This is a genomic window from Pseudomonas sp. TWR1-1-4, from assembly GCF_049897165.1.
In the GTDB taxonomy this organism is placed as follows: domain Bacteria; phylum Pseudomonadota; class Gammaproteobacteria; order Pseudomonadales; family Pseudomonadaceae; genus Aquipseudomonas; species Aquipseudomonas canadensis.
On record NZ_JAFCVS010000003.1, the window covers coordinates 228585 to 254190 of the forward strand.

The following is a 25606-nucleotide window of genomic DNA, read 5'->3' on the forward strand; positions in this document are numbered from 1 at the left end:
AGTATCGGTTTACCGGGTCAAAGAATTGCGGCGTTGTTGCGTTCCGACTGCTTCAAGAACGCCGCCAGCTCTCGCGCCGGCAAGGGTTTGCTGTAGTGGTAACCCTGACCTTCATGGCAGCCTTCGGAGATGATATAGGCCTCCTGCTCGGCGGTTTCCACGCCTTCGGCGATCACTTGCATGCCCAGGCTTTTGCCCAGTTGGATGATCGCCCGCACGATGGTGGCGTCGTCATCATCATCCAGCAGGTCCTGCACGAAGCTCTTGTCGATCTTGATCTTGTCCAGAGGCAGGCTTTTTAGATAGCTGAGGGATGAGTAGCCGGTGCCGAAGTCATCAATCGCAATCAATGCTCCGGAACGGCGCAGGCTCAGCAGGTGCTGGGCGGCGGTGCTGATGTCTTCCATCAGGCCGGTCTCGGTGACTTCCAGTTCCAGGCTGCGCGGTGGCAGGCGGTAGATCTGCATCAGGTTGTTGACCACCCGCGGCAACTCGGTGTGGTGTAACTGCACGGTGGACAGGTTGACCGCCATGCGCAGCTCGGTGAAACCCAGGTCGTGCCATTCGCGTAGCTGTCGGCAGGCCTGGTCCAGCACCCATTCGCCAATCGGGATGATAGTGCCGTTCTGCTCGGCCAAGGGGATAAACAGATCCGGCGGCACCAGGCCGTGTTCCGGGTGCTGCCAGCGGATCAGCGCTTCCACGCCGACCACATGATGATCGCGGTAGCTGATCTGCGGCTGGTACACCAGGTGGAACTGGTCGCGGCTGAGGGCGTCGCGCAGGTCTTTTTCCAGCTCACGGCGACGGCGCATTTCGCTGTCAACGCTGGCGATATAGAACTGATAGCGATTGCGCGAGCGGGTCTTGGCGAGGGTCATGGTCTGCTCGGCTTTCTGCAGCAGCTTTTCGGTGCTGTCGCCGTCTTCCGGGAACAGAGTGATACCGATCGTGGCGCGCAGGCGGATGCCTTCGTGGTCGAGAGCGAATTCCGCTTCCAGGTCATCGAGGATGCTTTGCGCCAGTTCGGCGGCCTCGTAGGGCTGGTCGATATCGGCCTGCACCAGGGCGAACTGGTCGCCGCCCAATCGGGCCAGTGCGCCAAGGCGACCGCTGTGGGCGCGCAAGCGGTCAGCCAACGCCAATAGCAGTTTGTCGCCAGCCTGGTAGGTGAACTGCTCGTTGACACTTTTGAAGTCGTCCAGCCCCACACACAGCACAGCCACACGGCGCTGGCGGCGGCCGGCGTCGATAAGGATCTTGTCCAACTGCTCCTGTAGCTTTTGGCGGTTCGGCAGGCCAGTCAGGAAATCGTACTGCGCCATGCGCAGCAGGCTGCTTTCAGCTTCATGGCGCAGATGGGTATTGCGTTCGATGGATTCAAGCAACTGATTGGCAGTATTGATCCACAACCCCAGTTCGTTGCGCTCGTGGCCCTTGAGCTGCGGGATCTTGTGTTCGCTGGGCCGGTCGGGGTTGATGGAGGTCAGGTGCTCGATGATCCGTGACAGCGGCTTGGTCAGCAGCCAGTGGTAGACCAGGTACAGCACCAGCCCCATCGCCAGCGCGCGCAACACCCCGGAAATAAAGATGATCACCGAACTGACAATAAACCCCTTGCCGTAGGTGGCCGTGTCAAGGGTGATGCTCAGGTCGCCGTAATACTCGCTGTAGGGGCCTTTGCCGACCAAAGCGGTGGTGAATGTGCGTTCCTGGCCGAGTATCAGATCGGTCAACCAACGGCTGGACGATTGCTGCAGGGCGCGGCTTTTTTCGGCCAGCATGGTCTCGTTGGGATGGCCGATGGACGCCATGCGCACGGCGTCATCCTGGAACAGGCCCTCAATCACTTGCATGCCCATCTCGCGGTCCAGGCTGTAGACGGCCTGGGTCGAGGGGTCGCGAAACATGTCGAGGATGCGCTGGGCATCGCCGGCCACGGCCTGGCGCGTCTTGTAGGCATCGAAAACGATCTGCGCCACGCTCAGCGCTACGCCCACGATCAATGCCGACAGCAGCACAACCCGTAGCAACTTCACCGACAAGCTGTTCTTGAGTTCCAGCTTCAAAGGGTCATTCCTTGTTCCATGCGGGTAGCCTCAATATGCCATGAGTATTGGCAATCTGGTGAGGGCAGTCAAAGGAACATTGGGGTAAAACCGGGTTTGAAGCGGGAGGCGAGGCGGATTGCTGTCCGCCCGCCCGTTACGAGGCCGCAGCGGCGGGTCGTTTAGAACGTCAGCGTGCGTTTTCCGATTTCCTGTGTGTTCGAAAAATCCACTGATTTCTGGGTGGGTTCGAAAGTCTGGTCAAGCATCTTGCCCAAAGCCTTGGCTGCGACGTCAGCAAAGGGTTGGGCCAGCGGTGCGAGGGACTTGGTGATGTCGCCAGCGGTTTTGACGAGGTCGCCAACGATAGGCAGAGCTGCGAGTGCGCCAATGGTCATGGTGATTTCTCCGACAGATAAGAAAGGCTGATTCCTCTCCAGAGACTGCGTGGCCAAGGCTTGTCACTCGGTTCCATGGCGCATGAAAAAGCCCGGCATTCGCCGGGCTCTTTTTTACTGCAAGCAGTGCTTAGGCAGTGAAGGTCTTGCCTTCGAACTGCTCAGCCACGAACTTCCAGTTGACCAGGTTCCAGAACGCTTCCACATACTTTGGACGCACGTTGCGGTAGTCGATGTAGTAGGCATGTTCCCACACGTCGCAGGTCAGCAGCGGGGTGTCGCCGTTGGTCAGCGGGTTGCCGGCGCCGATGGTGCTGGCCAGTGCCAGGGAACCGTCAGCCTTTTTCACCAGCCAGCCCCAACCGGAACCGAAGGTGCCGACGGAGGTTTTGGTGAACTCTTCCTTGAACTTGTCGAACGAACCGAACGCGGCGTTGATAGCTTCAGCCAATGCGCCGGTTGGTTGGCCGCCGGCGTTTGGCGCCAGGCAGTTCCAGTAGAAAGTGTGGTTCCAGACCTGAGCGGCGTTGTTGAAGATGCCGCCCGAAGAGGATTTGACGATCTCTTCCAGGGTCTTGCCTTCGAACTCGGTGCCTGGCACCAGGTTGTTCAGGTTCACGACGTAGGTGTTGTGATGCTTGTCGTGGTGATATTCCAAGGTTTCCTTGGAGATGTGCGGCTGCAGGGCATCGTGTGCGTAGGGCAGCGGCGGCAATTCGAAAGCCATGATGATTCTCCTAATCAGGTCAGTTGCGGTGAGCGCAAGGCCGATCACGGGCGGCCAAACAAGCGCCGGGGAGTTTGTACTCTTTGCGGCGCAGGGTCCGGATCATAGCACCGGGGGTGCGGCAAAACCACGCAACAACTGTGTGGGATAGAGGTTCCAGAGCGTTTTGGAATATTCCTCAGGCGGTGATCAGTTGATAGGCCACGCTGAACATCATCGCGGCCACCAACAGGTCGAGCAAACGCCACGTGGCCGGGCGTGCCAGCCAGGGGGCCAGCCACGCTGCGCCGAGTGCCAGGGTGGCGAACCACAGGAACGACGCGCTGGCGGCACCGGCCACGTAGGCGCCGGGCTCGGTCTGTTGGGCGCCGAGTGAGCCGATCAGCAACACGGTGTCCAGGTACACGTGCGGGTTGAGCAAGGTCACGGCCAGTGCGCTCAGCAGCACCGCGCGCAGTGAGCGCACCTTGAGATTGTCGCCTTGGTCCAGGCTTTGTTTAGAAAACGCTCGGCGCAGTGCGCAGGCGCCGTACCAGATCAGGAATGCTGCGCCGCCCCAACGTGCCACCGCCAGCAGCACCGGGCTTTGCGCCAGCACCGTCGCCAGGCCGAACACCCCTGCGGCGACCAGCAAGGCATCACACACCACGCATAGCGCGGCGACGGGCAGGTGATGTTCGCGGCGCAGGCTTTGCGCCAGCACAAAGGCATTCTGAGTGCCGATGGCCATGATCAGGCCCAGCGCCACCAGCAAACCATTCAGATAACTCTGCCACATAGCATTTACTCCGCGTCTGCTGCCAGTTGCCGCAACACCTGCAGGGCGCGCTCGGCATCGGCACGCCCGACGAACAGGTGGTCGTGGTAATAGCCGGCAATTACATTGCAACTGATGCCGGCCTGGCCCAGCGCACTGGCGAAAGCGGCGGTGAGGCCTACGGCTTCCAGGGCCGAATGCACGTTCAAGGTGATCCACGCGGCGACGTAGTCAAACGCCAGGCCGGCCTGTTCCGCTTGTTGACGTTCAACGATCAGGGTCAGGCCTTCCTGCTCGCGAAAGCTGCCGATCACCTCGCAGCCAGCCGGGATGCGGTTGTCGGGCACGGTGCAGAACACGTAGTCGCCGTCGTTGAGCTGGGGGCTCATGCTGCGCAGCAGGGTTGCCAGGGCGATTTCGCCAGCCATGGGAGGTTCCTTATAAAGAGAGAAGCGATGCTGGCTATTCTCAGGGTGCAGGCTGTATAAGAAAAACCAATATTGCTGATCGCTCATTAGAGAAACTGATGTTCGACTATAAATTGCTCTCTGCCTTGGCGGCAGTGGTGGAACAGGCCGGCTTCGAACGCGCCGCACAAGTGCTGGGACTGTCGCAGTCGGCAATCTCCCAGCGCATCAAGTTGCTGGAGGCGCGCATTGGCCAGCCGGTATTGGTGCGGGCCACACCGCCGACGCCCACCGATATCGGCCGGCGCCTGCTCAATCATGTGCAACAGGTGCGCCTGCTGGAGCGTGACCTGCAAAGCCAGGTGCCAGCGCTGGATGAAGAGGGCATGCCCGAACGCCTGCGCATCGCGTTGAACGCCGACAGCCTCGCCACGTGGTGGGCCGAGGCCGTCAGTGGGTTTTGCGCTGAGCAGCATCTGCTGCTGGATTTGGTCGTGGAAGACCAGACCGTCGGTCTCAAACGCATGCGCGCGGGTGAAGTAGCGGCTTGTATCTGCGCCAGCGAGCGTCCGGTGGCGGGCGCGCGCAGCCTGTTGCTGGGTGCCATGCGCTATCGCGCGCTGGCCAGTCCGGCCTTTATCGCCCGGCACTTTCCCCAGGGCGTACGGGCGGATCAACTGGCGCGCACCCCGGCATTGGTGTTCGGGCCGGATGATTTCCTGCAGCACCGCTACCTGGCATCCCTCGGCGTGGACGGCGGTTTCGAGCATCATTTATGCCCATCGTCCGAAGGCTTCATCCGCTTGGCAGAGGCGGGCCTGGGGTGGGGGCTGGTGCCGGAATTGCAGGTTCGCGACCAGTTGGAAAAGGGCATATTGGTCGAGTTATTGCCAGATAAGCCCATCGATGTGCCGTTGTACTGGCATCATTGGCGCAGTGGCGGGCAACTGTTGGGCTTGTTGACCGATCATCTGGCCCAGGCCTGTGGTCAATGGTTGGTGCCGTTGGAGTGATGGCGCGCGTCAAGGCAACAGCGATGAAAAACGAAAGAACATGGGGTAATACATGAAGATTCTGGTCACCGGCGCAAGCGGCTTCATTGGCGGACGCTTTGCGCGTTTCGCCCTGGAGCAGGGCCTGGACGTGCGGGTCAACGGGCGACGTGCCGAAGGTGTGGAGCACCTGGTCAGGCGCGGCGCCGAGTTTATCCAGGGTGATCTGAATGACGCCGACCTGGTACGCGACCTGTGCCGTGACGTTGAAGCCGTGGTGCATTGCGCTGGCGCCGTCGGCCTATGGGGCAAGTATCAGGATTTTCATCAAGGCAACGTGCTGGTCACCGAGAACGTCGTCGAAGCCTGCCTCAAGCAGCACGTCGGGCGTTTGGTGCATTTGTCATCGCCCTCCATCTACTTTGACGGCCGCGACCACCTGGGCCTGACCGAAGAGCAAGTGCCCAAGCGCTTCAAGCACCCTTATGCCGCCACCAAATACCTGGCCGAGCAAAAGGTGTTCGGTGCCCAGGAATTCGGCCTCGAAGTGATTGCCCTGCGTCCGCGATTCGTCACGGGCGCCGGCGACATGAGCATCTTCCCGCGCCTGTTGAACATGCAGCGCAAGAACCGCCTGGCCATCGTCGGCAACGGCCTGAACAAGGTCGATTTCACCAGCGTGCACAACCTCAACGAAGCCTTGCTCAGCAGTTTGCTCGCGCCGGGCTCGGCACTGGGCAGGGCCTACAACATCAGCAACGGTGCGCCGGTGCCGGTGTGGGATGTGGTGAACTACGTGATGCGTCAAATGGAGATGCCGCAGGTGACGCGGTATCGGTCCTACGGTTTGTCCTACAGCGTGGCGGCGCTTAACGAGGCGTTTTGCGCGATGTGGCCCGGGCGTCCGGAGCCGTCGCTGTCGCGCCTGGGCATGCAAGTGATGAACAAAGATTTCACCCTCGACATCAGCCGCGCCAGGCATTATCTGGACTACGAGCCCAAAGTCAGCCTGTGGACTGCCCTGGACGAGTTCTGCAGTTGGTGGAAAGCCCAGGATCCGGGGGTCAAGTAAGCACACAAGCGGCAACACTTCGGGAACCGAATCCGGCGTTCCGAGTCGATCAGTGCGCCGGGAACGCGGTTTATACTCCCGTCGCTCGCCACTTCACCGATTCAGGGTTGATACATGCGCAACGATGCTAAAGACGACTTCGACAACGTTCCCAGCCTGCGGGCCGATGTCGGGGATGACGATGATTTCGAATCCACCCCAGCCACCTCGGTGCGCTCGCGCAACACCAAGGTGGTCAAGGTCAAGAGCGCCAGCACCGGGCCATTGTGGGCCTTGATCGGCGCGCTGCTGATCGCCTTTGCGGGCCTGGCCTGGTGGAGCTTCCAGCAGATCTCCCTGATGGGCCAGCAGTTGGTGGCCACCCAGGAAAGCTTCGCGCGCATCAGCGAGGAAGCGGCGGGGCGCCTGCAGGACATTTCCGGCAAGGTGGTGGCCAGTGAGGCCAGCGTCAACAATGGCAGTGAAGCGCTGAAACTGCAGATCAAGCAGCTTGAAAACCAGTTGCTGGAGCAGGGCAAGCAGCAAGTCGGCGTGGCCGGGCAAGCCACCGAGTTGGATAAGCGTCTGGCGCAAATGACCGCCAGCACCACCGACCTGTCCAATGCCAACAGCAAGCTGCAGGGCCAGGTCCAGGCGCTGACCGACGCCGTGGCGACACTTAAAGCGTCGCAAGGTGATGTCGGCAAGCGTGATAGTGAAATCAAAGAGCTTTCCGCTGACGTGGCCGCCTTGAAGAAACAGGGCAACCCGAGTGCCGCCATTGCACGTATAGAGCAGGACCTTGTGGTGCTCAAGAGCGCCCAGGAGAACCAGCCGGCCAACAGCGATGCTCCGACCAATAAAGAGTTCGACGTGTTCCGCATCCAGACCACGCGCAACATCACGACCTTGCAAAGCCAGGTGCAGAACCTGAACCAGCAACTTAACGCGCCGGCGAAGATCACCCCTCTCGGCCAATAACGCGGCGATGGAAATGTCACCACTTGGTGACATTTCCCATCCCCTTCGTTACTTGCCGCCACCTCGCCCTTGTTTAGACTCCGGTCATCCCACAAAAAACAATAAGGGCTACCCATGACCACGCAACCACTGCCTGCCAGCAGTTGGCTGAACGCGCCTGCCCATCACGCTTGGCTCGCGGCCGAAGGTCAGCGCCTGCTGGCGTTTGCCAAGGCGTCCCGACTGCCCGACGGCTTTGGCAACCTGGACGACAAAGGCCAGTTACCGGCCGATGCCCACGCCGAAACCATGAACACTGCCCGCATGACTCACAGCTTTGCCATGGCTCACGCCCTGGGCTTGCCGGGGTATGCCGAGCTGGTTGCACATGGCGTTGCAGCCCTCAGTGGCCCGCTGCGTGACAGTGATCACGGTGGCTGGTTCGCCACGGCCTACGCCCTTGATGGCAACCGTGGCAAGGCCGCTTACCTGCACGCGTTTGTTGCCCTGGCCGCCAGCTCGGCGGTAGTGGCTGGTGCGCCGGGTGCACACACCCTTCTGACCGACGCCATCCATATCATCGACCAGTTTTTCTGGAGCGAAGAGGAAGGCGTGATGCTCGAATCGTTCGCCCAGGACTGGAGCGGCATCGAAGCCTATCGCGGCGCCAACAGCAACATGCACGCCACCGAAGCCTTCCTCGCGCTGGCCGATGTCACCGGCGATACACGCTGGCTGGACCGCGCGCTGCGTATTGTCGAGCGCGTGATCCACACCCACGCCGCCGGCAACCAGTTCATGGTGATCGAACATTTCGACACGCACTGGCAACCTTTGCTCGGTTACAACGAAGACAACCCCGCCGACGGCTTTCGCCCCTACGGCATCACCCCCGGCCACGGTTTTGAGTGGGCGCGGCTGGTGCTGCACCTGGAGGCCGCGCGCCTGCAAGCCGGGCTCGCCACGCCCGAGTGGCTGGTGACCGATGCCAAGGGCCTGTTCGCCAGCGCGTGCGAATACGCCTGGTCCGTGGATGGCGCCCCCGGCATTGTCTACACCCTCGACTGGAACCAGCGCCCGGTGGTGCGTGAACGTCTGCATTGGACCCACGCTGAAGCCAGCGCCGCTGCCCAGGCCCTGCTCAAACGTACGGCCGAGTTGCATTACGAAACCTGGTACCGGCGTTTCTGGGAGTTTTGCGAAACCCACTTCATCGACCGTGTCCACGGCAGTTGGCATCACGAACTCAGTCCACACAATCAACCCAGTAGCAACATCTGGGGTGGCAAGCCGGACCTGTACCATGCCTGGCAAGCGGTATTGCTGCCTGCGCTGCCGCTGGCGCCAAGCATGGCCAGTGCCATCGGTGCTGGGCGCTATGTCACCAGATGGTGACATTTGTGCATCCCTTTGTTACCTGCGCCTGAAAAATCCATGTTTAAACTCCGTGCAGCGCAAGCCTAAGACTTGCATGCATAACAACAAGAAAAGGTACTCAGATGAACGCGATTAATCGCCTCGCCGTCGCTATTTCCATTGCCTCGTTGTTTCCTCTCTCTGCATTTGCCGCCGACTCGAAAGGTACGGTTGAAGTTGTGCATTGGTGGACCTCGGGCGGTGAGAAGGCGGCCGTAGATGTCCTGAAGGCCCAAGTTGAGAAAGATGGCTTCGTCTGGAAAGACGGCGCCGTCGCAGGTGGCGGTGGCGCCACCGCCATGACCGTGCTGAAAAGCCGCGCGGTCGCCGGTAACCCGCCAGGTGTTGCCCAGATCAAAGGCCCCGACATTCAGGAATGGGCGTCCACTGGCCTGCTCGACACAGACGTGCTCAAAGACGTCGCCAAAGAAGAGAAGTGGGACTCCCTGCTCGACAAGAAAGTCTCCGATACCGTGAAGTACGACGGTGATTACGTCGCCGTACCGGTCAACATCCACCGCGTGAACTGGCTGTGGATCAACCCGGAAGTCTTCAAGAAAGCCGGTATCACCAAGAACCCGACCACCCTCGAAGAATTCTACGCAGCCGGCGACAAGCTGAAAGCCGCGGGCTTCATTCCGCTCGCCCACGGTGGTCAGCCTTGGCAGGACAGCACCGTGTTCGAAGCGGTCGTTCTGTCTGTGATGGGTGCCGATGGCTACAAGAAAGCTCTGGTTGATCTGGATAACGCTGCGCTGACCGGTCCGGAAATGGTCAAGTCGCTGACCGAACTGAAGAAAGTCGCGACCTACATGGACGTCGACGGTAAAGGTCAGGACTGGAACCTCGAAGCGGGCAAGGTCATCAACGGCAAGGCCGGTATGCAGATCATGGGTGACTGGGCCAAGTCCGAATGGACCGCCGCCAAGAAAGTCGCCGGCAAGGACTACGAGTGCGTAGCCTTCCCAGGCACCGACAAGGCCTTCACCTACAACATCGACTCTCTGGCGGTGTTCAAGCAGAAAGACAAAGGCACCGCTGCTGGCCAGCAGGACATTGCCAAAGTCGTATTGGGTGAAAACTTCCAGAAAGTGTTCAGCATCAACAAGGGTTCGATCCCTGTTCGCAACGACATGCTGAACAAAATGGATTCCTACGGCTTCGACTCCTGCGCCCAGACCGCTGCCAAGGACTTCCTGGCAGACGCCAAGACCGGCGGCCTGCAGCCAAGCATGGCGCACAACATGGCCACTACCCTGGCTGTGCAAGGTGCGTTCTTTGATGTCGTGACCAACTACATCAACGACCCGAAAGCCGACCCGGCCGACACCGCCAAGAAACTTGGCGCTGCGATCAAGTCAGCCAAGTAACACAACCCATCTGTAGGAGCGAGCTTGCTCGCGAAAAACTCAAGATCACCGCGTTCATCCTGTATGCACGCGTTATCGTTGAAGTCCTTCGCGAGCAAGCTCGCTCCTACAGGGGACGGTTCATCTGCTAGTCCTTTTTCCCTGTACTGGATTTTCCCATGAGTTCTGTTGCTGTGTTCAGCAAAGCCTCGCCGTTCGATGCACTGCAGCGCTGGCTACCCAAACTGGTGCTGGCGCCCAGCATGTTCATCGTGTTGGTGGGCTTCTACGGCTACATCCTGTGGACGTTTGTACTCTCGTTCACCAATTCCACGTTCCTGCCAAGCTACAAATGGGCGGGCCTTGCGCAATACGCGCGGTTGTTCGACAACGACCGCTGGTGGGTAGCGAGCAAGAACCTGGCCGTGTTTGGCGGGATGTTCATCGGCATCACGCTGGTTATCGGCGTGACCCTGGCGATCTTCCTCGACCAGAAAATCCGTCGTGAAGGCTTTATCCGCACCATTTACCTGTACCCGATGGCGCTCTCGATGATCGTCACCGGTACGGCCTGGAAATGGCTGCTCAACCCGGGCATGGGCCTGGACAAACTCCTGCGTGACTGGGGCTGGGAAGGCTTTCGTCTCGACTGGCTGATCGACCCGGACCGCGTGGTCTACTGCCTGGTGATCGCCGCTGTCTGGCAAGCCTCCGGCTTCATCATGGCGATGTTCCTCGCGGGCCTGCGCGGTGTCGATCAATCGATCGTGCGTGCCGCGCAGATCGACGGTGCGAGCCTGCCGCGCATCTACTGGAGCGTGGTGCTGCCAAGCCTGCGTCCGGTGTTCTTCAGTGCGGTGATGATCCTGGCGCACATTGCGATCAAGAGCTTCGACCTGGTGGCGGCGATGACGGCTGGCGGCCCCGGCTACTCGTCCGACCTGCCGGCGATGTTCATGTACTCGTTCACCTTCAGCCGTGGCCAGATGGGCATGGGTTCGGCCAGTGCCATCCTGATGCTCGGTGCGATCCTCGCGATCATCGTGCCTTACCTCTACTCCGAGCTGAGGACCAAACGTAATGACTAGTCTCGCCTCCAAATCACCTATCAGCCTGAGTCGCATCGCGATCTACGCGGTGCTGATTCTTGCCGTGCTGCTGTACCTAGTGCCGCTGGTGGTGATGCTGCTCACCAGCTTCAAGACCCCGGAAGATATCAGCTCCGGCAACCTGCTGAGCTGGCCGACCGTGGTTACCGGCATTGGCTGGGTCAAGGCCTGGGCCACTGTGGACGGCTACTTCTGGAACTCGATCAAGATCACCGTCCCAGCCGTACTGATCTCCACCGCCATCGGTGCATTGAACGGTTATGTGCTGTCGTTCTGGCGCTTCAAAGGCTCGCAACTGTTCTTCGGCCTGCTGTTGTTCGGCTGCTTCCTGCCGTTCCAGACCGTGCTGCTGCCGGCGTCGTTCACCCTCGGCAAAATGGGTCTGGCCAGCACCACCACTGGCCTGGTGTTTGTGCACGTGGTCTACGGCCTGGCGTTTACCACGCTGTTCTTCCGTAACTACTACGTGAGCATTCCGGATGCGCTGATCAAGGCCGCGCGCCTGGACGGTGCGGGTTTCTTCACCATCTTCCGTCAGATCATTCTGCCGATGTCGACCCCGATCATCATGGTCTGCCTGATCTGGCAGTTCACCCAGATCTGGAACGACTTCCTGTTCGGCGTGGTGTTCTCCAGCGGCGACTCCCAGCCCATCACGGTGGCGCTGAACAACCTGGTCAACACCAGCACCGGGGCCAAGGAATATAACGTGGATATGGCGGCGGCGATGATCGCCGGGCTGCCGACCCTGCTGGTCTATGTGATCGCAGGCAAGTATTTCGTGCGCGGCCTCACGGCCGGCGCGGTCAAGGGGTAATCATGGCTACGCTTGAACTTCGCAATGTAAACAAGACCTATGGCGCCGGCCTGCCCGACACCTTGAAGAACATCGAACTGTCGATCAAGGAAGGCGAATTCCTGATCCTGGTCGGCCCTTCGGGGTGCGGCAAATCCACGCTGATGAACTGCATCGCCGGGCTTGAGACCATCACTGGCGGCGCGATCATGATCGGCGACCAAGACGTGAGTGGCATGAGCCCCAAGGACCGTGACATCGCCATGGTGTTCCAGTCCTACGCGCTGTACCCGACCATGAGCGTGCGCGAGAACATCGAGTTCGGCCTCAAGATCCGCAAGATGCCCCAGGCCGATATCGACGCCGAAGTGGCGCGCGTGGCCAAGCTGCTGCAGATCGAACACCTGCTCAACCGCAAGCCTGGCCAACTCTCCGGCGGCCAGCAACAGCGCGTGGCCATGGGCCGTGCCCTGGCGCGTCGGCCGAAGATCTACCTGTTCGACGAACCGCTGTCCAACCTCGACGCCAAGCTGCGTGTCGAGATGCGTACCGAAATGAAGCTGATGCACCAGCGTCTCAAGACCACCACGGTCTACGTGACCCACGACCAGATCGAAGCGATGACCCTGGGCGACAAGGTGGCGGTGATGAAGGACGGCATCATCCAGCAGTTCGGCACCCCGAAAGAGATCTACAACAACCCGGCCAACCAGTTCGTGGCGAGCTTCATTGGTTCGCCACCGATGAACTTCGTGCCCCTGCGCCTGCAACGCAAGGACGGTCGCCTGGTGGCCCTGCTCGACAGCGGGCAGGCCCGTTGCGAACTGGCGCTGAACACCACTGATGCCGGCCTGGAAGACCGTGACGTGATCCTGGGCTTGCGTCCGGAGCAGATCATGTTGGCGTCGGGCGAGGGCGACAGTGCGTCGAGCATCCGTGCCGAGGTGCAGGTCACCGAGCCGACCGGCCCGGACACCCTGGTGTTCGTGCAACTGAATGACACCAAGGTCTGCTGCCGCCTGGCGCCTGACGTGGCACCGCAGGTGGGCGAGACGCTGACCCTGCAATTCGATCCTTCCAAGGTACTGCTGTTCGACGCCAACACCGGCGAGCGACTGGGCACTGCTTCTTCATTGCCCGCACAGGGGCATGCCGACAATGTGGCCCAATTCAAAGGCCGTTGAAGCAGATAACTTGTTGTTTTAGATAAAAAAAGTAAACCGCGTTAGATAAAAACAGTTTAATAACAATAAAGACGAGGATGTAGGGATGAAAAAGCAACACAACAACACTCGGCTGATCTGCCAACTGTCAGCTGCAGCAGCCCTGGTATTGTCCGCCAATGCGATGGCAGACGATGCATTCAGCTCCAGTTCCAAGTGGATGACGGGCGATTGGGGTGGCGAGCGTACCAAGCTGATCGAGCAAGGTATCGACATCAAGGCTGACTACGTTGGGGAGATGGGCTACAACGCCAAAGGTGGTTACAACGACGACAAGACCGGTCGCTACTCTGACCAGTTCGGTCTCGGTGTGGCACTGGACCTGCAAAAGCTGTGGGGCTGGGATAACACCCAGGCCAAGATCCAGTTGACCAACCGTAATGGCCAAAACATCTCCAACGATCGTATTGGTGACCCGCGTGCCGGCACGCTGAGCTCGTCTCAAGAAGTTTACGGCCGTGGCCACATGGTGCGTCTGACCCAGTTCTGGATTCAGCACCAGATGTTCGACAACAAGCTGGACGTGAAACTCGGTTACTTCGGCGAAGGCGAAGACTTCAACACCTTCCCGTGCGACTTCCAGAACCTGTCGTTCTGCGGCTCGCAAGTGGGTAACTACGTCAACACCTGGTACAACTGGCCCGTCAGCCAGGCCGCGATCCGCGTGAAGTACAACATCACGCCAGAGCTGTACGCGCAAATCGGTGCGTACAACCAGAACCCATCGCAACTGGAGCACGGCAACGGCTTCAAACTCAGCGGCAGCGGCACCAAGGGCACCGTGATTCCGGTGGAATTGGTCTGGTCGCCGAAGGTCAACAGCCTGCCGGGCGAATACCGTGTGGGTTACTACAAGAGCGCGGCTGATGCTCCGGATGTGCGTGAAGACGTCAACGGTGGCAATGCGGTCCTCACGGGTGAAAGCTTCCGTACCCGCAGCAGCAAGAAAGGCTACTGGTTCGTTGCCCAACAGCAACTCACCACGCATAACGGCGACGCTTCCCGCGGCCTGAACATCGCGGCCAACGCCACCTTCCACGACAAGGAAACCAACCTGGTCGACAACTACCAGTCGATCATGCTGGTGTACAAAGGCCCATTCGATGCGCGTCCAAAAGACGACATCGGTATTGGCGTGGCTCGCCTGCACGTGAATGATGACGTAAAGAAAAACTCTGAACTGCTCAACGCCGCCAATGGCGTGAGCGACTATGACAACCCGCTGTACACGCCGATTCGCGAGACCGAGTACAACGTCGAACTCAACTACGGCTTCAAGGTGACCAACTGGCTGACCGTGCGTCCTAACCTGCAATACGTCGTCCAGCCTGGCGGCGTGGACAAAGTCGACAACGCGTTGGTGGCCGGTCTGAAAATCCAGTCTACGTTCTAACGCTGTTGCGATAAGCTCCTCCTCTCTGTGCGCATTTTGCGGGTAGCCATGGCTACCCGCTTTTTTTGGGCGGCACCGTGAAGACATTCAGGACTGTGGCACATGCATGAGCAACCGCTGCAACGCTTTTTCAAATCCCTGCGCGAGCGCCCGGTGTTCGCCTGGGAGCGCTTCCAGATGCGTGACGTGTTGGTGATCGACCATCCGCTGTGCCAGGCGGTGTTCAGTCGCCAGGGCGCGCAATTGCTGCACTTTCAGCCTACCGGTCAGAAGCCTTGGTTGTGGTGTGCGGCCAAGTGGCCGCAAGTCGGCGCCATCCGTGGTGGCGTTCCAGTGTGCTGGCCGTGGTATGGCCGTCACCCGAGCGAAAATGCCTGGCCTTCCCATGGCTGGGCGAGGCTGATCGACTGGAAACTGCTCGACAGCAGCACCGACGACGACGGCGTACGCCTGCACTGGCAATTGCAGTTGTGCGACTGGCAAGTCGACCTGCACGCGCATCTGGGCGAAACCCTGGAACTGCGCCTGAGCACCGAGCATCAGGACGAACTGCCGTGCCAATTGAGTCACGCGTTGCATGCTTACTGGCGTATCGGTCACGTCGATGAGGTAGCGCTGTCTGGGCTTGAGGGGGCACAAGGTTACGACCAGCTCAATCGCCAGGTTTGCCAGCAGGAAGGTGAGCTACGCGTGGAGGGCGGGTGCCAACGGGTGTTCCAGCACGAAGGCGAATTACAGCTCAAGGATCACGCCTGGCAGCGTGAATTGTGCATTGATACGGGCGACAGCGCCGACACGGTGGTGTGGCACCCAGGCAGCCGGCCACTGTTGGGCGTGAGCTTCAATGAGGCGTCGGGGTTTGTGTGCGTGGAGTCGGCGATGGCCGGGGCGAGCCTGGCGCCGGGGGAGCGGGCGCATCTCAGCCTGCAGGCAAGAGCGGGGGTTTAGCGTGGCATTGCGGTTGTTGTGGGCGGGCTTGTTGTGGTGAGCGGGCTTGCCCCGCGCTGGGCTGCGAAGCAGCCCCATTACAGGCGCGGTGTATGTACCTGATGTACCGAGGTGCCCGTTTTTCAGGGCGGCTTCGCCACCCAGCGCGGGGCAAGCCCGCTCACCACATACAAACTCCCTCTCACCAGCAGCGGTGTTGCAGGTTTAGTTGAACTCATCCCCCACCGGATACCGGCTGTCATTCAAGCTCTCTTTGATCTTGCGCAAATGCGGCTGGAAATCCACCCCGCGACGCAACGTCATGCCGGTTGCCAGCACGTCCAGCACCGTCAGTTGGATAATCCGCGAGGTCATCGGCATGTAGATGTCGGTGTCTTCCGGCAACGGGATGTTCAGGCTCACCGTGCTGGCCTTGGCCAGCGGTGAGTTCTCGGCGGTCACGCCCAGTACGGATGCGCCATTCCCACGTGCGATGCGCGCCACTTCCACCAACTCACGGGTACGCCCGGTGTAGGAAATGATCACGAACAACTCGCCCGTGTGTGCCACCGACGCGATCATGCGCTGCATCAGCACGTCGGCGTGGGCGGTCACCGCCAGATTGAAGCGGAAGAACTTGTGCAGGGCATCCATCGCCACCGGGGCCGAAGCGCCCAGGCCGAAGAAGTGGATCTGCCGTGCCTGGATCAACAGGTCCACGGCCTTGCTGATCAGGTTCGGGTCCAGTGCCTGGCAAGCACTGTCCAGCGATGCAATGGCGCTGCCAAAGATCTTCTGGGTGTAGGCCTCAGGGTTATCATCGGCCTCCACCGCACGGCTGACGTACGCGGCACCACTGGCCAGGCTTTGCGCCAGCTGCAATTTCAGTTCAGGGTAGCCGCTCACGCCGAACGAACGGCAGAAACGGTTGACCGTCGGTTCACTGACCGAAGCGGCCTGGGCGAGGGCAGCGATCGAGAAGCGGGTGGCCTGCTGTGGGTTGAGCAGGATGACTTCGGCGACTTTGCGCTCGGCCTTGTTCAATTCTTCGAGGCGGTTCTGGATCTGTTCCAGAAGATTTCGCACGCGGTCCATTCAGTCTTTCCTTCGGGCGACGATGCAAATTAGGGTGGCAACCAATCGACGAGTGGCCTTTTGCGGTGGCCTATCCTACTGAGGGTAGCTGAACACCACCACTCGGAATGCGTATTTCGGGAAAATGTTGTGGTTATTACTACATTTTTCCTTGAGTGATGCCTTGAAAAAAGGTATTTGTAGCTTAACTTGATAAAAGAACAAACATCATGCCTTCGATAACCGTAGAACCCTGCACCTTTGCCCTGTTTGGCGCCTTGGGTGATCTGGCGCTGCGCAAGTTATTTCCTGCCCTCTATCAACTCGATGGCGCCGCGCTCCTGCACGACGATACGCGCATCCTGGCCCTGGCTCGTGAAGCCGGTTCCGAGCAACAGCACCTGGCGCACATTGAAAAAGAATTGCGTAAATACGTCGGCAAGGAACTGGACGAAGCCATCGCCCAGCGTTTTCTGGCGCGCCTGACCTATGTTCACGTCGACTTCATGAAAGCCGATGACTACGTGGCCCTGGCGGAAATCGCCGGCACCGAACAACGCTTGATCGCCTACTTTGCCACCCCGGCGGCGGTGTACGGCGCGATTTGCGAGAACCTGTCCAAGGTTGGCCTGGCGGAAAACACCCGCGTGGTGCTGGAAAAGCCCATCGGTTCGGACCTGGAATCCTCGCGCAAGGTCAACGACGCCGTGGCGCAGTTCTTTCCGGAGAACCGCACCTACCGCATCGACCACTACCTAGGCAAAGAGACCGTCCAGAACCTGATCGCCCTGCGTTTCGCCAACAGCCTGTTCGAAACCCAGTGGAACCAGAATTACATCTCCCACGTGGAAATCACCGTGGCCGAGCAGGTCGGTATCGAAGGCCGTTGGGGCTACTTCGACAAGGCCGGCCAACTGCGCGACATGATCCAGAATCACTTGCTGCAGTTGCTATGCCTGATCGCCATGGACCCGCCGGCCGACCTGTCCGCCGACAGCATTCGCGACGAGAAGGTCAAGGTGCTCAAGGCCCTGGCGCCGATCAGCCCGGACGGTCTGACCACCCAAGTGGTGCGCGGCCAGTACATCGCTGGCTACAGCGCCGGCAAGCCGGTGCCGGGGTACCTGGAGGAAGAGAATTCCAACACCCAGAGCGACACTGAGACCTTCGTCGCCCTGCGTGCCGATATCCGCAACTGGCGTTGGGCCGGAGTGCCGTTCTACCTGCGCACCGGCAAGCGCATGCCGCAGAAGCTGTCGCAGATCGTCATTCACTTCAAGGAACCGTCCCACTACATCTTCGCTCCCGAGCAGCGCCTGCAGATCAGCAACAAACTGATCATCCGCCTGCAGCCGGACGAAGGTATTTCCTTGCGCGTGATGACCAAGGAGCAGGGCCTGGACAAGGGCATGCAACTGCGCAGCGGCCCACTGCAACTGAATTTTTCCGACACCTACCGCAGCGCCCGGATCCCGGATGCCTACGAGCGGTTGTTGTTGGAAGTGATGCGCGGCAATCAGAACCTGTTTGTTCGCAAAGATGAAATCGAAGCCGCGTGGAAGTGGTGTGACCAGTTGATCGCTGGGTGGAAGAAATCCGGTGATGCGCCCAAGCCGTACGCGGCGGGGTCCTGGGGGCCGATGAGCTCCATTGCACTGATCACGCGGGATGGGAGGTCGTGGTATGGCGATATCTGATTTGAAACTGCCCCAGGGCGTAACCCCCCACGAGTACCGCACCCCGGTGCTGTTGGCGGAAGGGCTGGCCAATGACGTGGCCGAGCAATTGCGCACGGCCATCAGTGCCCGTGGCGAAGCGACCCTGGTAGTGTCCGGTGGCCGCAGCCCCGTGGCGTTTTTCCAGCACCTGGCCAAGCAGGCGCTGGACTGGTCCAAGGTCACCATCACCCTGGCCGACGAGCGTTGGGTGCCGGTGGAACACGCCGACAGCAATGCAGGTTTGCTCAAGCAGCACCTGCTGCAAGGCCCGGCGGCCAAGGCTAAGTTCCTGAGCCTGTACAGCGCTGCCGCCAACCTCGAAGACGCTGCCGAGCAGGCCGATCGCCTGCTGGCCGAATTGCCAGCCATTGATGTGCTGGTCCTGGGCATGGGCGATGACGGCCACACCGCATCGCTGTTTCCCAACAGCCCGAACCTGAGCCAGGCCCTGCAGGCCGACGGTACCCGCCGTTGCTGGCCGATGCTGGCGCCGACCGTGCCGCACCAGCGCCTGACCATGAGTCGCGCGTTGCTGGCCACGGCGAACTACACCGTGCTGTCGATTTCCGGCAGTTCGAAATTGACCACCTTGAGCGCCGCGCTGGCCAGTGACGACGTTGCTGCCATGCCGATTCGCGCGTTTTTGCAACCTACATTAGAGATTTACTGGTGCCCATGAGCCAAGGATCAGCCGCTATGAAAAGCCCTCAACCGACCGTGTCCATGGCGGATAAAGTTGCCTTGATCGACAGCCTCTGCGCCAAGGCGCGGATCCTGCCGGTGATCACCATCGCCCGCGAACAGGACATCCTGCCGCTGGCCGATGCCCTGGCAGCCGGTGGTTTGACCGCATTGGAAGTGACCCTGCGTTCCGAGTTCGGCCTCAAGGCCATTCAGGTCCTGCGCGAGCAACGCCCTGAACTGTGCACCGGTGCCGGCACCGTGCTCGACCGCCACATGCTTGAAGCTGCCGAAGTGGCCGGTTCGCAGTTCATCGTCACCCCAGGCATCACCCGCGACCTGCTGGAAGCCTCGGTGCACAGCCCGATCCCGCTGCTGCCCGGCATCAGCAATGCCTCGGGCATCATGGAAGGCTATGGCCTGGGCTACCGCCGCTTCAAGCTGTTCCCGGCCGAAGTCAGCGGTGGTGTGGCTGCAATCAAGGCCCTGGGCGGCCCGTTCGGCGAAGTGAAGTTCTGCCCGACCGGCGGCGTCGGCCCGGCCAACATCAAAAACTACATGGCGTTGAAAAACGTGATGTGCGTGGGCGGTAGCTGGATGCTTGACCCTGAGTGGGTCAAGAATGGCGACTGGGCACGCATCCAGGAAGTCACCGCTGAGGCTCTGGCGCTGCTGGATTGATCTGATTTACCGAATCGTTGTTGCTGTGCTTAACGGCATTTTTGCGGTGCACTTGGTCGGTGTACCGCTTTTTTTTGCCCGCTGAAAAGTGCACCACCACCGGAAGGAGCCCGGCTTGCCGGCGATGGCGCCATCGAGGTAGGTGCAAGTCTTGCGGGCCTCATCGCCGGCAAGCTGGGCTCCTACAAGGTATGGGTGTTCAGTTCGGTAATGGCTTTAACCAAGGCATTGATATCCGTTGCTGACGTCACCAACCCCGGCGTTACCCGGATACAGGTACCAAACGACGCACCTACGCGCGTCGTGGTGAACAGGTTGTAGTCCTTGAGCAAACGCTCCGTCATCACCTGCTGATCCCGTCCTATAAACTTGAACGCCGTAATTCCGCAATAAAGGCGCGGATCGTCCGGCGTCAGCACTTCGATCCCAGGCAGTGCCCGCACCTGGCTTGCCCATAAGTCCCGCAAGTAGTTCACCCGCGCACCCTTGGCCGCCGCGCCGCCCAATTGCCGGTGCTCTTCCAAGACCAGTGGCAAGGTCATCAGCGCCGGGAAATTCGGCGTGCTGTAGGGCGTACGTGCGCGAACGTCGGTGGCGGGGTAGTGGAACTCGCCCATGTCCGGATCAATGTCTGCCAGACGCTCTGGGGCGATGTACAGAAAGCCCAACGTCAGCGGGGCGCCAATCCATTTGTGCAGGTTGAAACCGGCAAACTGGATCCCCAATTCGGCCAGGTTGAATTCGATCTGGCCCAGGGCATGGGCGCCGTCGAGGATTATGTCGATGCCCTGCTCCCGCGCAGCCTGGGCAATCGCGGCCACCGGCATGACAAGGCCGGTGCGGTGGGTCACGTGGGTCAGTGCCATCAGTTTCAAGCGCGGGTACTGCACGAATGCATTGCGATACGTCTGCACCAGGCTGTCGAAACTCGCCGGGTGCGTGTGGGACAGTTCGATGACTTCCACGCCGCGATAGCCCGCCAGCCAGCGCATGGCGCCTTTCACGGTGTCGTACTCCAGGTCGCTGATCAGCACCTGATCGCCCGGTTGCAGGCGGTTGTAGTTGCGGATCAGCGATTGCAGGGCTTCGGTGGCATTGCGGGTGAAGGCCACTGCGGCGGGGTCGGCGTCGATCAGCCCGGCCAGTTGGCAGCGGATCGCGTCATTTTCGCCACGCTCGAATTGCTGGCGCACATGCAACGAGTTGCTACGGTTGATAAACGCAACGTGTTCCAGGTACTGCGCCTGTACTGCTTGGCTCATGCGGCCGAAGTAACCGTTTTCCAGGTTGATCGGGCCGGGCTCCAGCGCGTAACGCTGGGCGATGGTGTACCAGTGAAGCTCGTTGTCTGCATTCCGTGGCATGGGCTGGGCTCTTAATGACGAGGGGCGGGTTTGCCGTGTTTTGCGCGCAGCGGTTCTAACAATTCAGCCAAGCCGTTGCTGTCGATTTCCTGCATCAGGGCCAGCAGACCACCCAGCTCGCCATGGGGGAAACCTTCGCGGGCAAACCAGTTCAGGTAGGGGCCGGGCAGGTCGGCGATGATCCGTCCCTTGTATTTGCCGAAGGGCATTTCGCGGGTGATCAGCAGTTCGAGTTTTTCAGGATTCATGAAGGCTCAGGTGTTTGTATCGAGAGCTTGGAAAATACAGGCATTCTGCATGAAGGCCAAATGACAGATCATGCAAATAACGTACATGCAGATGGTTCAATTTATCGTAAGTTATTGAAATATAAGATTAATTGAATTTTTGAAAACCTGGCACGGGCGCTGCAACCACTAAGACAACCTTCTAACCCGTACAAGGAATTGAAAAATGACTGACATCAATAAAGAATCGATCTCCGTACTGAACGACCTGATCGAGACCAGCATCGACGGCCAAAAGGGTTTCAAGGAGTGCGCTGAAGACATCAAGCACCCAGAACTCAAAGCCCTGTTTGCCAAGCGTTCCGCTGACTGCGCCACCGCCGCCGCTGAACTGAAAACCGCCGTACGTGCCTTGGGCGGTGATCCGGAAGATTCCGGCAGCGTTGCCGGTGCCCTGCACCGTGGGTGGGTCGACGTGAAGTCTATGGTCACTGGCAAAGATGAAGAAGCAGTACTGAACGAAGCCGAGCGCGGTGAAGACCACGCGTTGAAGGCTTACCGTGAAGCGATCGAAAAGATCAACAAGCACAACCTGTTGGGCATTCGTGACCTGGTTGAGCGTCAGTATCACGGCGTACAACGCAACCACGACCAGGTGAAAGCCCTGCGTAACCAGGCTCGCGCTCAGTCTTGAGGCGTAGCTGAATAAGAAAAGCCCCGCTGATGCGGGGCTTTTTTATGCGCAAGGATTAGCCAATGCTGATCGGCGGCAATTCGGTCAAGGTCACGACTTGCTGCTTACGCGGCGCAAGGATCTCCGCCTCACCGTCCACCACCAACTCATCACGCTGGTTGAATACACGGGTGGCGATGCGCACGCGGAATTTCGGCAGCTTTTCGAGGATTTCCAGGCGCACTGTCAAGGTGTCGCCGATCTTTACCGGCTTCTGGAAGCTCATCTGCTGGCCGATGTAGATGGTGCCCGGCCCAGGCAACTCGCAGGCAACGGCCGCACTGATCAAGGCGCCGCTGAACATGCCATGGGCGATACGCTCCTTGAACATAGTCGCCTTGGCGTACTCGGCGTCCAGGTGCACCGGGTTGTGGTCACCGGACATCGCGGCGAACAGCTGGATATCGCGCTCTTCCACCAATTTGCTGTAGCTGGCGGTCTGGCCGACTTCGAGGGCTTCGTACGGGGTGTTGGTTACCTGGGTCATCTAAAGGTGCATCCTGTGGCTAATCGGTAATTTAATTGACTGATTTTAAACAAAAAATTATTCGCAGCGAGTCGGCCTGCGTAATGTCAGCGCCTGGTCGAGCCACGCCAGCACATCCGCTGTGACAGCATCGCGGTTGGTTTCGTTGAACACTTCATGACGCGCCTGCGGGTAGACAGCCAGTTGCAGGTGCTGGCAGCCGGCGTCGCGCAACGCCTCGGCCAGACTGTTGAGACGCTTGCCCTCACTCACCGGATCACATTCGCCGCCCATCACCAGGATCGGCAGGCCCGGATCGATCTGAGCGAGATTGGACGCTTTGCTGATCTGCTGCAAGCCGCCTAGCAGGTCGATCCAGAGCTGGTTGGTACAGCGGAACCCGCACAGTGGGTCGTTGATGTACTTGTCCACCTCATCCGGGTCACGGCTGAGCCAATCGAAGGCGGTGTGATTGGGTTTGAACGCTTTATTGAACGAGCCAAACGACAGGAATTCGATCAGCGCACTACGCCCGCGCAACCCCTGGCGCAGGCGCTCGAACCGCGCGATCACCCGCGCGGCGCGGTACAGCGCCACCGGCTGGAAGTTCGAGCCACTGAGAATCGCCCCATCCAGGCTGGCGCTGTGGTGCAGGAGGTAGGCCTGGGCGATGTAACTGCCCATACTGTGGCCCAGCAGAATGATCGGCAACCCCGGCTGCTGCTGGCCGATATGCTGGTTGAGGCTGGCCAGGTCGCCCACCACCTTGTTCCAGCCGTCCTTCTCGGCGTACAGGCCCAAGGTGCCTTCATCGGCGGTACGGCCGTGTCCGCGCTGGTCCAGCGCATACAGGCCGTAGCCGGCGCCGCACAGGGCCTCGGCTAGGCGTGCATAGCGTGCACTGTGTTCGGCCATGCCATGGGACAGCATCACCACGGCCTTGGCCGGGCCGTCGGGCATCCATTGATTGACGTACAGGCGGCTGCGGTCATTCGCGGCCAGCCAGAAGGTGCTGTGGTTCATGGCGCTTCCTTTGCTCAGGGTCGTTGCAGTGTATAGCTCATCTATTGAAGGGCAGCGTATCTGTCTATGCATCCTAGGCATCAGGGGCAAGATTCATACAATCAATGACACGATTTAGCGTATTTGCCTGTTTGGTCATAGCTGCTAACGTCCCCAAAGCTCCGCTTTTTATAGCGTTAGGAAAGCGGCCGGACACACTCAGGTAAGAGGACAAGAATAATGCAACCTGATTTCTGGAATGACAAACGCGCGGCGGGCGTTCCCAATGACATCGACCTGTCTGCCTACAAGTCGGTGATCGAGGTCTTCGAGCGCTCCTGCAAGGCTTTTGCCGACCGTCCGGCATTCAGCAACATGGGCATCACCCTGACTTACGCCGAGCTTGAGCGCCAGAGTGCGGCGTTCGCCGGCTATCTGCAACAGCACACCGACCTCAAGCCGGGCGACCGCATTGCGGTGCAGATGCCCAACGTGCTGCATTACCCGATTGCCGTGTTCGGCGCCTTGCGCGCCGGGCTGATCGTGGTCAACACCAACCCGCTGTATACCCCGCGCGAGATGCGTCACCAGTTCAAGGACGCCGGCGTACGTGCGCTGGTCTACCTCAACCTGTTCGGCTCGCGGGTGCAGGAGGTGTGCAGCGACACCGAGATCGACTACCTGATCGAAGCCAAGATGGGCGACTTCATGCCCGCCGCCAAAGGCTGGCTGGTCAACACCCTGGTCGACAAGGTCAAAAAGATGGTCCCGGCCTACAGCCTGCCGCGCGCGGTGTCGTTCAAGCGCGCACTGCGCATGGGCGCGGGCCTGGGCGTGACGCGCCACCCGGTGACCCTGGACGATATCGCCGTGCTGCAATACACCGGCGGCACCACTGGCCTGGCCAAGGGCGCAATGCTCACCCACGGCAACCTGGTGGCAAACATGCAACAGGTGCGCGCCTGTATGTCCCAGACCGGTGAGGACGGCCACCCGTTGATCAAGGAAGGGCAGGAGGTGATGATCGCGCCGCTGCCGCTTTATCACATCTATGCCTTCACGGCGAATTGCATGTGCATGATGGTCTCGGGCAACCACAACGTGCTGATCACCAACCCGCGGGACATCGGCGGCTTTATCAAGGAGCTGAAAAAGTGGCGCTTCACCGGGCTGCTGGGGCTCAACACGCTGTTCGTGGCGTTGATGGACCATCCTGACTTCAAGTCCCTCGACTTCTCCCACCTCAAGCTCACCAACTCCGGTGGCACTGCACTGATCAAGGCCACTGCCGAGCGCTGGCAGCAGATCACCGGTTGCGCCATCGGCGAAGGCTACGGCCTCACGGAAACCTCTCCGGTGGCCAGCACCAACCCCTACGGCAATAAATCCCGCCTGGGCACCGTGGGCATCCCGGTGCCGGCCACGGCGATGAAAGTGATCGATGATCAGGGCGTCGAGTTGCCCTTGGGCGAGCGTGGCGAGCTGTGCATCAAGGGCCCACAGGTGATGAAGGGCTACTGGCAGCAACCGGCTGCTACCGCTGAAGCGCTGGACGCCGAAGGCTGGCTCAAGACCGGTGACATCGCGGTGATCGACGAAGATGGCTTTGTGCGCATCGTCGACCGCAAGAAAGACCTGATCATCGTCTCGGGTTTCAACGTGTACCCCAACGAAATCGAAGACGTGGTAATGGCTCACCCGGCCGTGGCCAACTGCGCGGTGATTGGCGTGCCGGACGAGCGCACGGGGGAGGCGGTGAAGCTGTTTGTGGTGGCACGTGCCGAAGGGGTGAGCCTTGAGGAGCTGAAGGCTTACTGCAAGACCAATTTCACCGGGTACAAGGTGCCCAAGCACATTGTGTTGCGGGAGTCGTTGCCGATGACGCCGGTGGGCAAGATTTTGCGGCGTGAGCTTCGCGACATCGCCTGACCTCGAATTGAAATGCAATCAAAATGTGGGAGCGGGCTTGCTCGCACCGCCGCTCCCACATTTGTCTTGTGTTGGCCTGAAGAACCCATTCCAGAGCCTTTTCCGGCGACATTTCAGCAATGTCTAAACCGTGACCAAATATTGTAGGACAGTCGCGTTTATGACCGCAGGGCCCATC

General features: G+C 60.0%; 25 protein-coding genes. 15 read left to right on the forward strand and 10 right to left on the reverse strand.

The features are described from left to right. Positions 1-17: 17 nt before the first annotated feature. The 5 genes from ACP7C6_RS09400 to ACP7C6_RS09420 form a co-directional block, all read right to left on the reverse strand. Entirely contained in the window at positions 18-2069 is a 2052-nt protein-coding gene (locus tag ACP7C6_RS09400; protein ID WP_028617709.1) for a putative bifunctional diguanylate cyclase/phosphodiesterase, read from the reverse strand. 161 nt (positions 2070-2230) lie between these two features. Continuing rightward, a complete protein-coding gene (locus tag ACP7C6_RS09405; RefSeq protein WP_028617708.1) occupies positions 2231-2446 on the reverse strand; it encodes a hypothetical protein in 216 nt (71 codons plus the stop codon). Positions 2447-2576: 130 nt separating this feature from the next. Then, a complete protein-coding gene (locus ACP7C6_RS09410; protein WP_003175739.1) occupies positions 2577-3173 on the reverse strand; it encodes a superoxide dismutase in 597 nt (198 codons plus the stop codon). Between the two features lie 178 nt (positions 3174-3351). Then, positions 3352-3951, reverse strand: a complete 600-nt coding sequence (locus ACP7C6_RS09415) for a LysE/ArgO family amino acid transporter (RefSeq protein WP_028617707.1) — start codon at positions 3949-3951, stop codon at positions 3352-3354. Between the two features lie 5 nt (positions 3952-3956). Further along, positions 3957-4358, reverse strand: coding sequence for an ACT domain-containing protein (locus ACP7C6_RS09420; protein WP_028617706.1), 402 nt, complete (start codon positions 4356-4358; stop codon positions 3957-3959). Between the two features lie 98 nt (positions 4359-4456). Between ACP7C6_RS09420 and ACP7C6_RS09425 the strand changes: the two genes are divergently transcribed. The 10 genes from ACP7C6_RS09425 to ACP7C6_RS09470 all read left to right on the forward strand — a co-directional run bounded on the left by ACP7C6_RS09425 (position 4457) and on the right by ACP7C6_RS09470 (position 15574). Then, entirely contained in the window at positions 4457-5350 is an 894-nt protein-coding gene (locus tag ACP7C6_RS09425) for a LysR family transcriptional regulator ArgP (protein ID WP_068934978.1), read from the forward strand. Between the two features lie 52 nt (positions 5351-5402). Further along, complete coding sequence (locus ACP7C6_RS09430; protein WP_323987385.1) at positions 5403-6401, forward strand: NAD-dependent epimerase/dehydratase family protein; 999 nt, start codon at positions 5403-5405, stop codon at positions 6399-6401. 114 nt (positions 6402-6515) lie between these two features. Continuing rightward, the gene (locus tag ACP7C6_RS09435; RefSeq protein ID WP_028617704.1) at positions 6516-7361 is read left to right on the forward strand and encodes a hypothetical protein; all 846 of its coding nucleotides are present in this window, start codon (positions 6516-6518) and stop codon (positions 7359-7361) included. Between the two features lie 114 nt (positions 7362-7475). Continuing rightward, positions 7476-8735: an AGE family epimerase/isomerase gene (locus tag ACP7C6_RS09440; protein WP_311893435.1), complete on the forward strand. Its 1260-nt coding sequence runs from the start codon at positions 7476-7478 to the stop codon at positions 8733-8735. Positions 8736-8839: 104 nt separating this feature from the next. Continuing rightward, the gene (locus ACP7C6_RS09445) at positions 8840-10126 is read left to right on the forward strand and encodes an ABC transporter substrate-binding protein (protein ID WP_028617702.1); all 1287 of its coding nucleotides are present in this window, start codon (positions 8840-8842) and stop codon (positions 10124-10126) included. Positions 10127-10284: 158 nt separating this feature from the next. Then, positions 10285-11193, forward strand: coding sequence for a carbohydrate ABC transporter permease (locus tag ACP7C6_RS09450; RefSeq protein WP_028617701.1), 909 nt, complete (start codon positions 10285-10287; stop codon positions 11191-11193). Continuing rightward, positions 11186-12031, forward strand: a complete 846-nt coding sequence (locus tag ACP7C6_RS09455; RefSeq protein WP_016975397.1) for a carbohydrate ABC transporter permease — start codon at positions 11186-11188, stop codon at positions 12029-12031. Before ACP7C6_RS09450 ends, ACP7C6_RS09455 begins: the two co-directional genes overlap by 8 nt. Before the next feature lie 2 nt (positions 12032-12033). Continuing rightward, a complete protein-coding gene (locus ACP7C6_RS09460; protein ID WP_016975396.1) occupies positions 12034-13194 on the forward strand; it encodes an ABC transporter ATP-binding protein in 1161 nt (386 codons plus the stop codon). A gap of 85 nt (positions 13195-13279) precedes the next feature. Then, positions 13280-14626, forward strand: a complete 1347-nt coding sequence (locus ACP7C6_RS09465) for a carbohydrate porin (RefSeq protein ID WP_122685479.1) — start codon at positions 13280-13282, stop codon at positions 14624-14626. Positions 14627-14728: 102 nt separating this feature from the next. Further along, the gene (locus ACP7C6_RS09470) at positions 14729-15574 is read left to right on the forward strand and encodes a D-hexose-6-phosphate mutarotase (protein ID WP_028617698.1); all 846 of its coding nucleotides are present in this window, start codon (positions 14729-14731) and stop codon (positions 15572-15574) included. A gap of 204 nt (positions 15575-15778) precedes the next feature. Here the strand turns inward: ACP7C6_RS09470 and ACP7C6_RS09475 are convergent, their stop codons facing one another. Beyond that, positions 15779-16639, reverse strand: a complete 861-nt coding sequence (locus ACP7C6_RS09475; protein ID WP_174890969.1) for a MurR/RpiR family transcriptional regulator — start codon at positions 16637-16639, stop codon at positions 15779-15781. Positions 16640-16857: 218 nt separating this feature from the next. Here ACP7C6_RS09475 and zwf point away from each other — a divergent pair, with 218 nt between their 5' ends. Genes zwf through ACP7C6_RS09490 form a run of 3 tightly spaced genes read left to right on the forward strand, consistent with a single transcriptional unit; the run spans position 16858 to position 19707 of the window. Next, positions 16858-18324: a glucose-6-phosphate dehydrogenase gene (gene zwf, locus ACP7C6_RS09480; RefSeq protein WP_028617697.1), complete on the forward strand. Its 1467-nt coding sequence runs from the start codon at positions 16858-16860 to the stop codon at positions 18322-18324. Further along, positions 18311-19024 carry a 6-phosphogluconolactonase gene (gene pgl / locus ACP7C6_RS09485; protein WP_028617696.1) on the forward strand — a complete coding sequence of 238 codons (714 nt, stop codon included), beginning with the start codon at positions 18311-18313 and terminating at the stop codon, positions 19022-19024. The genes zwf and pgl overlap by 14 nt, the downstream gene beginning before the upstream one ends. Before the next feature lie 17 nt (positions 19025-19041). Beyond that, positions 19042-19707, forward strand: coding sequence for a bifunctional 4-hydroxy-2-oxoglutarate aldolase/2-dehydro-3-deoxy-phosphogluconate aldolase (locus ACP7C6_RS09490; RefSeq protein ID WP_025858441.1), 666 nt, complete (start codon positions 19042-19044; stop codon positions 19705-19707). A 182-nt stretch (positions 19708-19889) separates the two neighbouring features. Here ACP7C6_RS09490 and ACP7C6_RS09495 read toward each other — a convergent pair whose 3' ends face one another. Together ACP7C6_RS09495 and ACP7C6_RS09500 are read right to left on the reverse strand one after the other, a co-directional pair. Further along, a complete protein-coding gene (locus ACP7C6_RS09495; protein ID WP_068932385.1) occupies positions 19890-21071 on the reverse strand; it encodes an aminotransferase class V-fold PLP-dependent enzyme in 1182 nt (393 codons plus the stop codon). 11 nt (positions 21072-21082) lie between these two features. Continuing rightward, on the reverse strand, positions 21083-21319 hold the full coding sequence (locus ACP7C6_RS09500) for a DUF3820 family protein (protein WP_028617694.1): 237 nt from the start codon (positions 21317-21319) through the stop codon (positions 21083-21085). Positions 21320-21524: 205 nt separating this feature from the next. Between ACP7C6_RS09500 and ACP7C6_RS09505 the strand changes: the two genes are divergently transcribed. Continuing rightward, complete coding sequence (locus ACP7C6_RS09505; protein WP_003175720.1) at positions 21525-21992, forward strand: ferritin-like domain-containing protein; 468 nt, start codon at positions 21525-21527, stop codon at positions 21990-21992. A gap of 55 nt (positions 21993-22047) precedes the next feature. Here the strand turns inward: ACP7C6_RS09505 and ACP7C6_RS09510 are convergent, their stop codons facing one another. Together ACP7C6_RS09510 and ACP7C6_RS09515 are read right to left on the reverse strand one after the other, a co-directional pair. Next, positions 22048-22518 carry a MaoC family dehydratase gene (locus tag ACP7C6_RS09510; RefSeq protein WP_010208208.1) on the reverse strand — a complete coding sequence of 157 codons (471 nt, stop codon included), beginning with the start codon at positions 22516-22518 and terminating at the stop codon, positions 22048-22050. 57 nt (positions 22519-22575) lie between these two features. Then, positions 22576-23520 (reverse strand): lysophospholipase, encoded by a 945-nt coding sequence (locus ACP7C6_RS09515; protein WP_426108647.1) that lies wholly within the window; start codon positions 23518-23520, stop codon positions 22576-22578. Positions 23521-23739: 219 nt separating this feature from the next. On the opposite strand from ACP7C6_RS09515, the gene fadD2 reads away from it, so the two are divergent. Next, positions 23740-25428 (forward strand): long-chain-fatty-acid--CoA ligase FadD2, encoded by a 1689-nt coding sequence (gene fadD2 / locus ACP7C6_RS09520; RefSeq protein ID WP_068932381.1) that lies wholly within the window; start codon positions 23740-23742, stop codon positions 25426-25428. Positions 25429-25606: the final 178 nt, after the last annotated feature.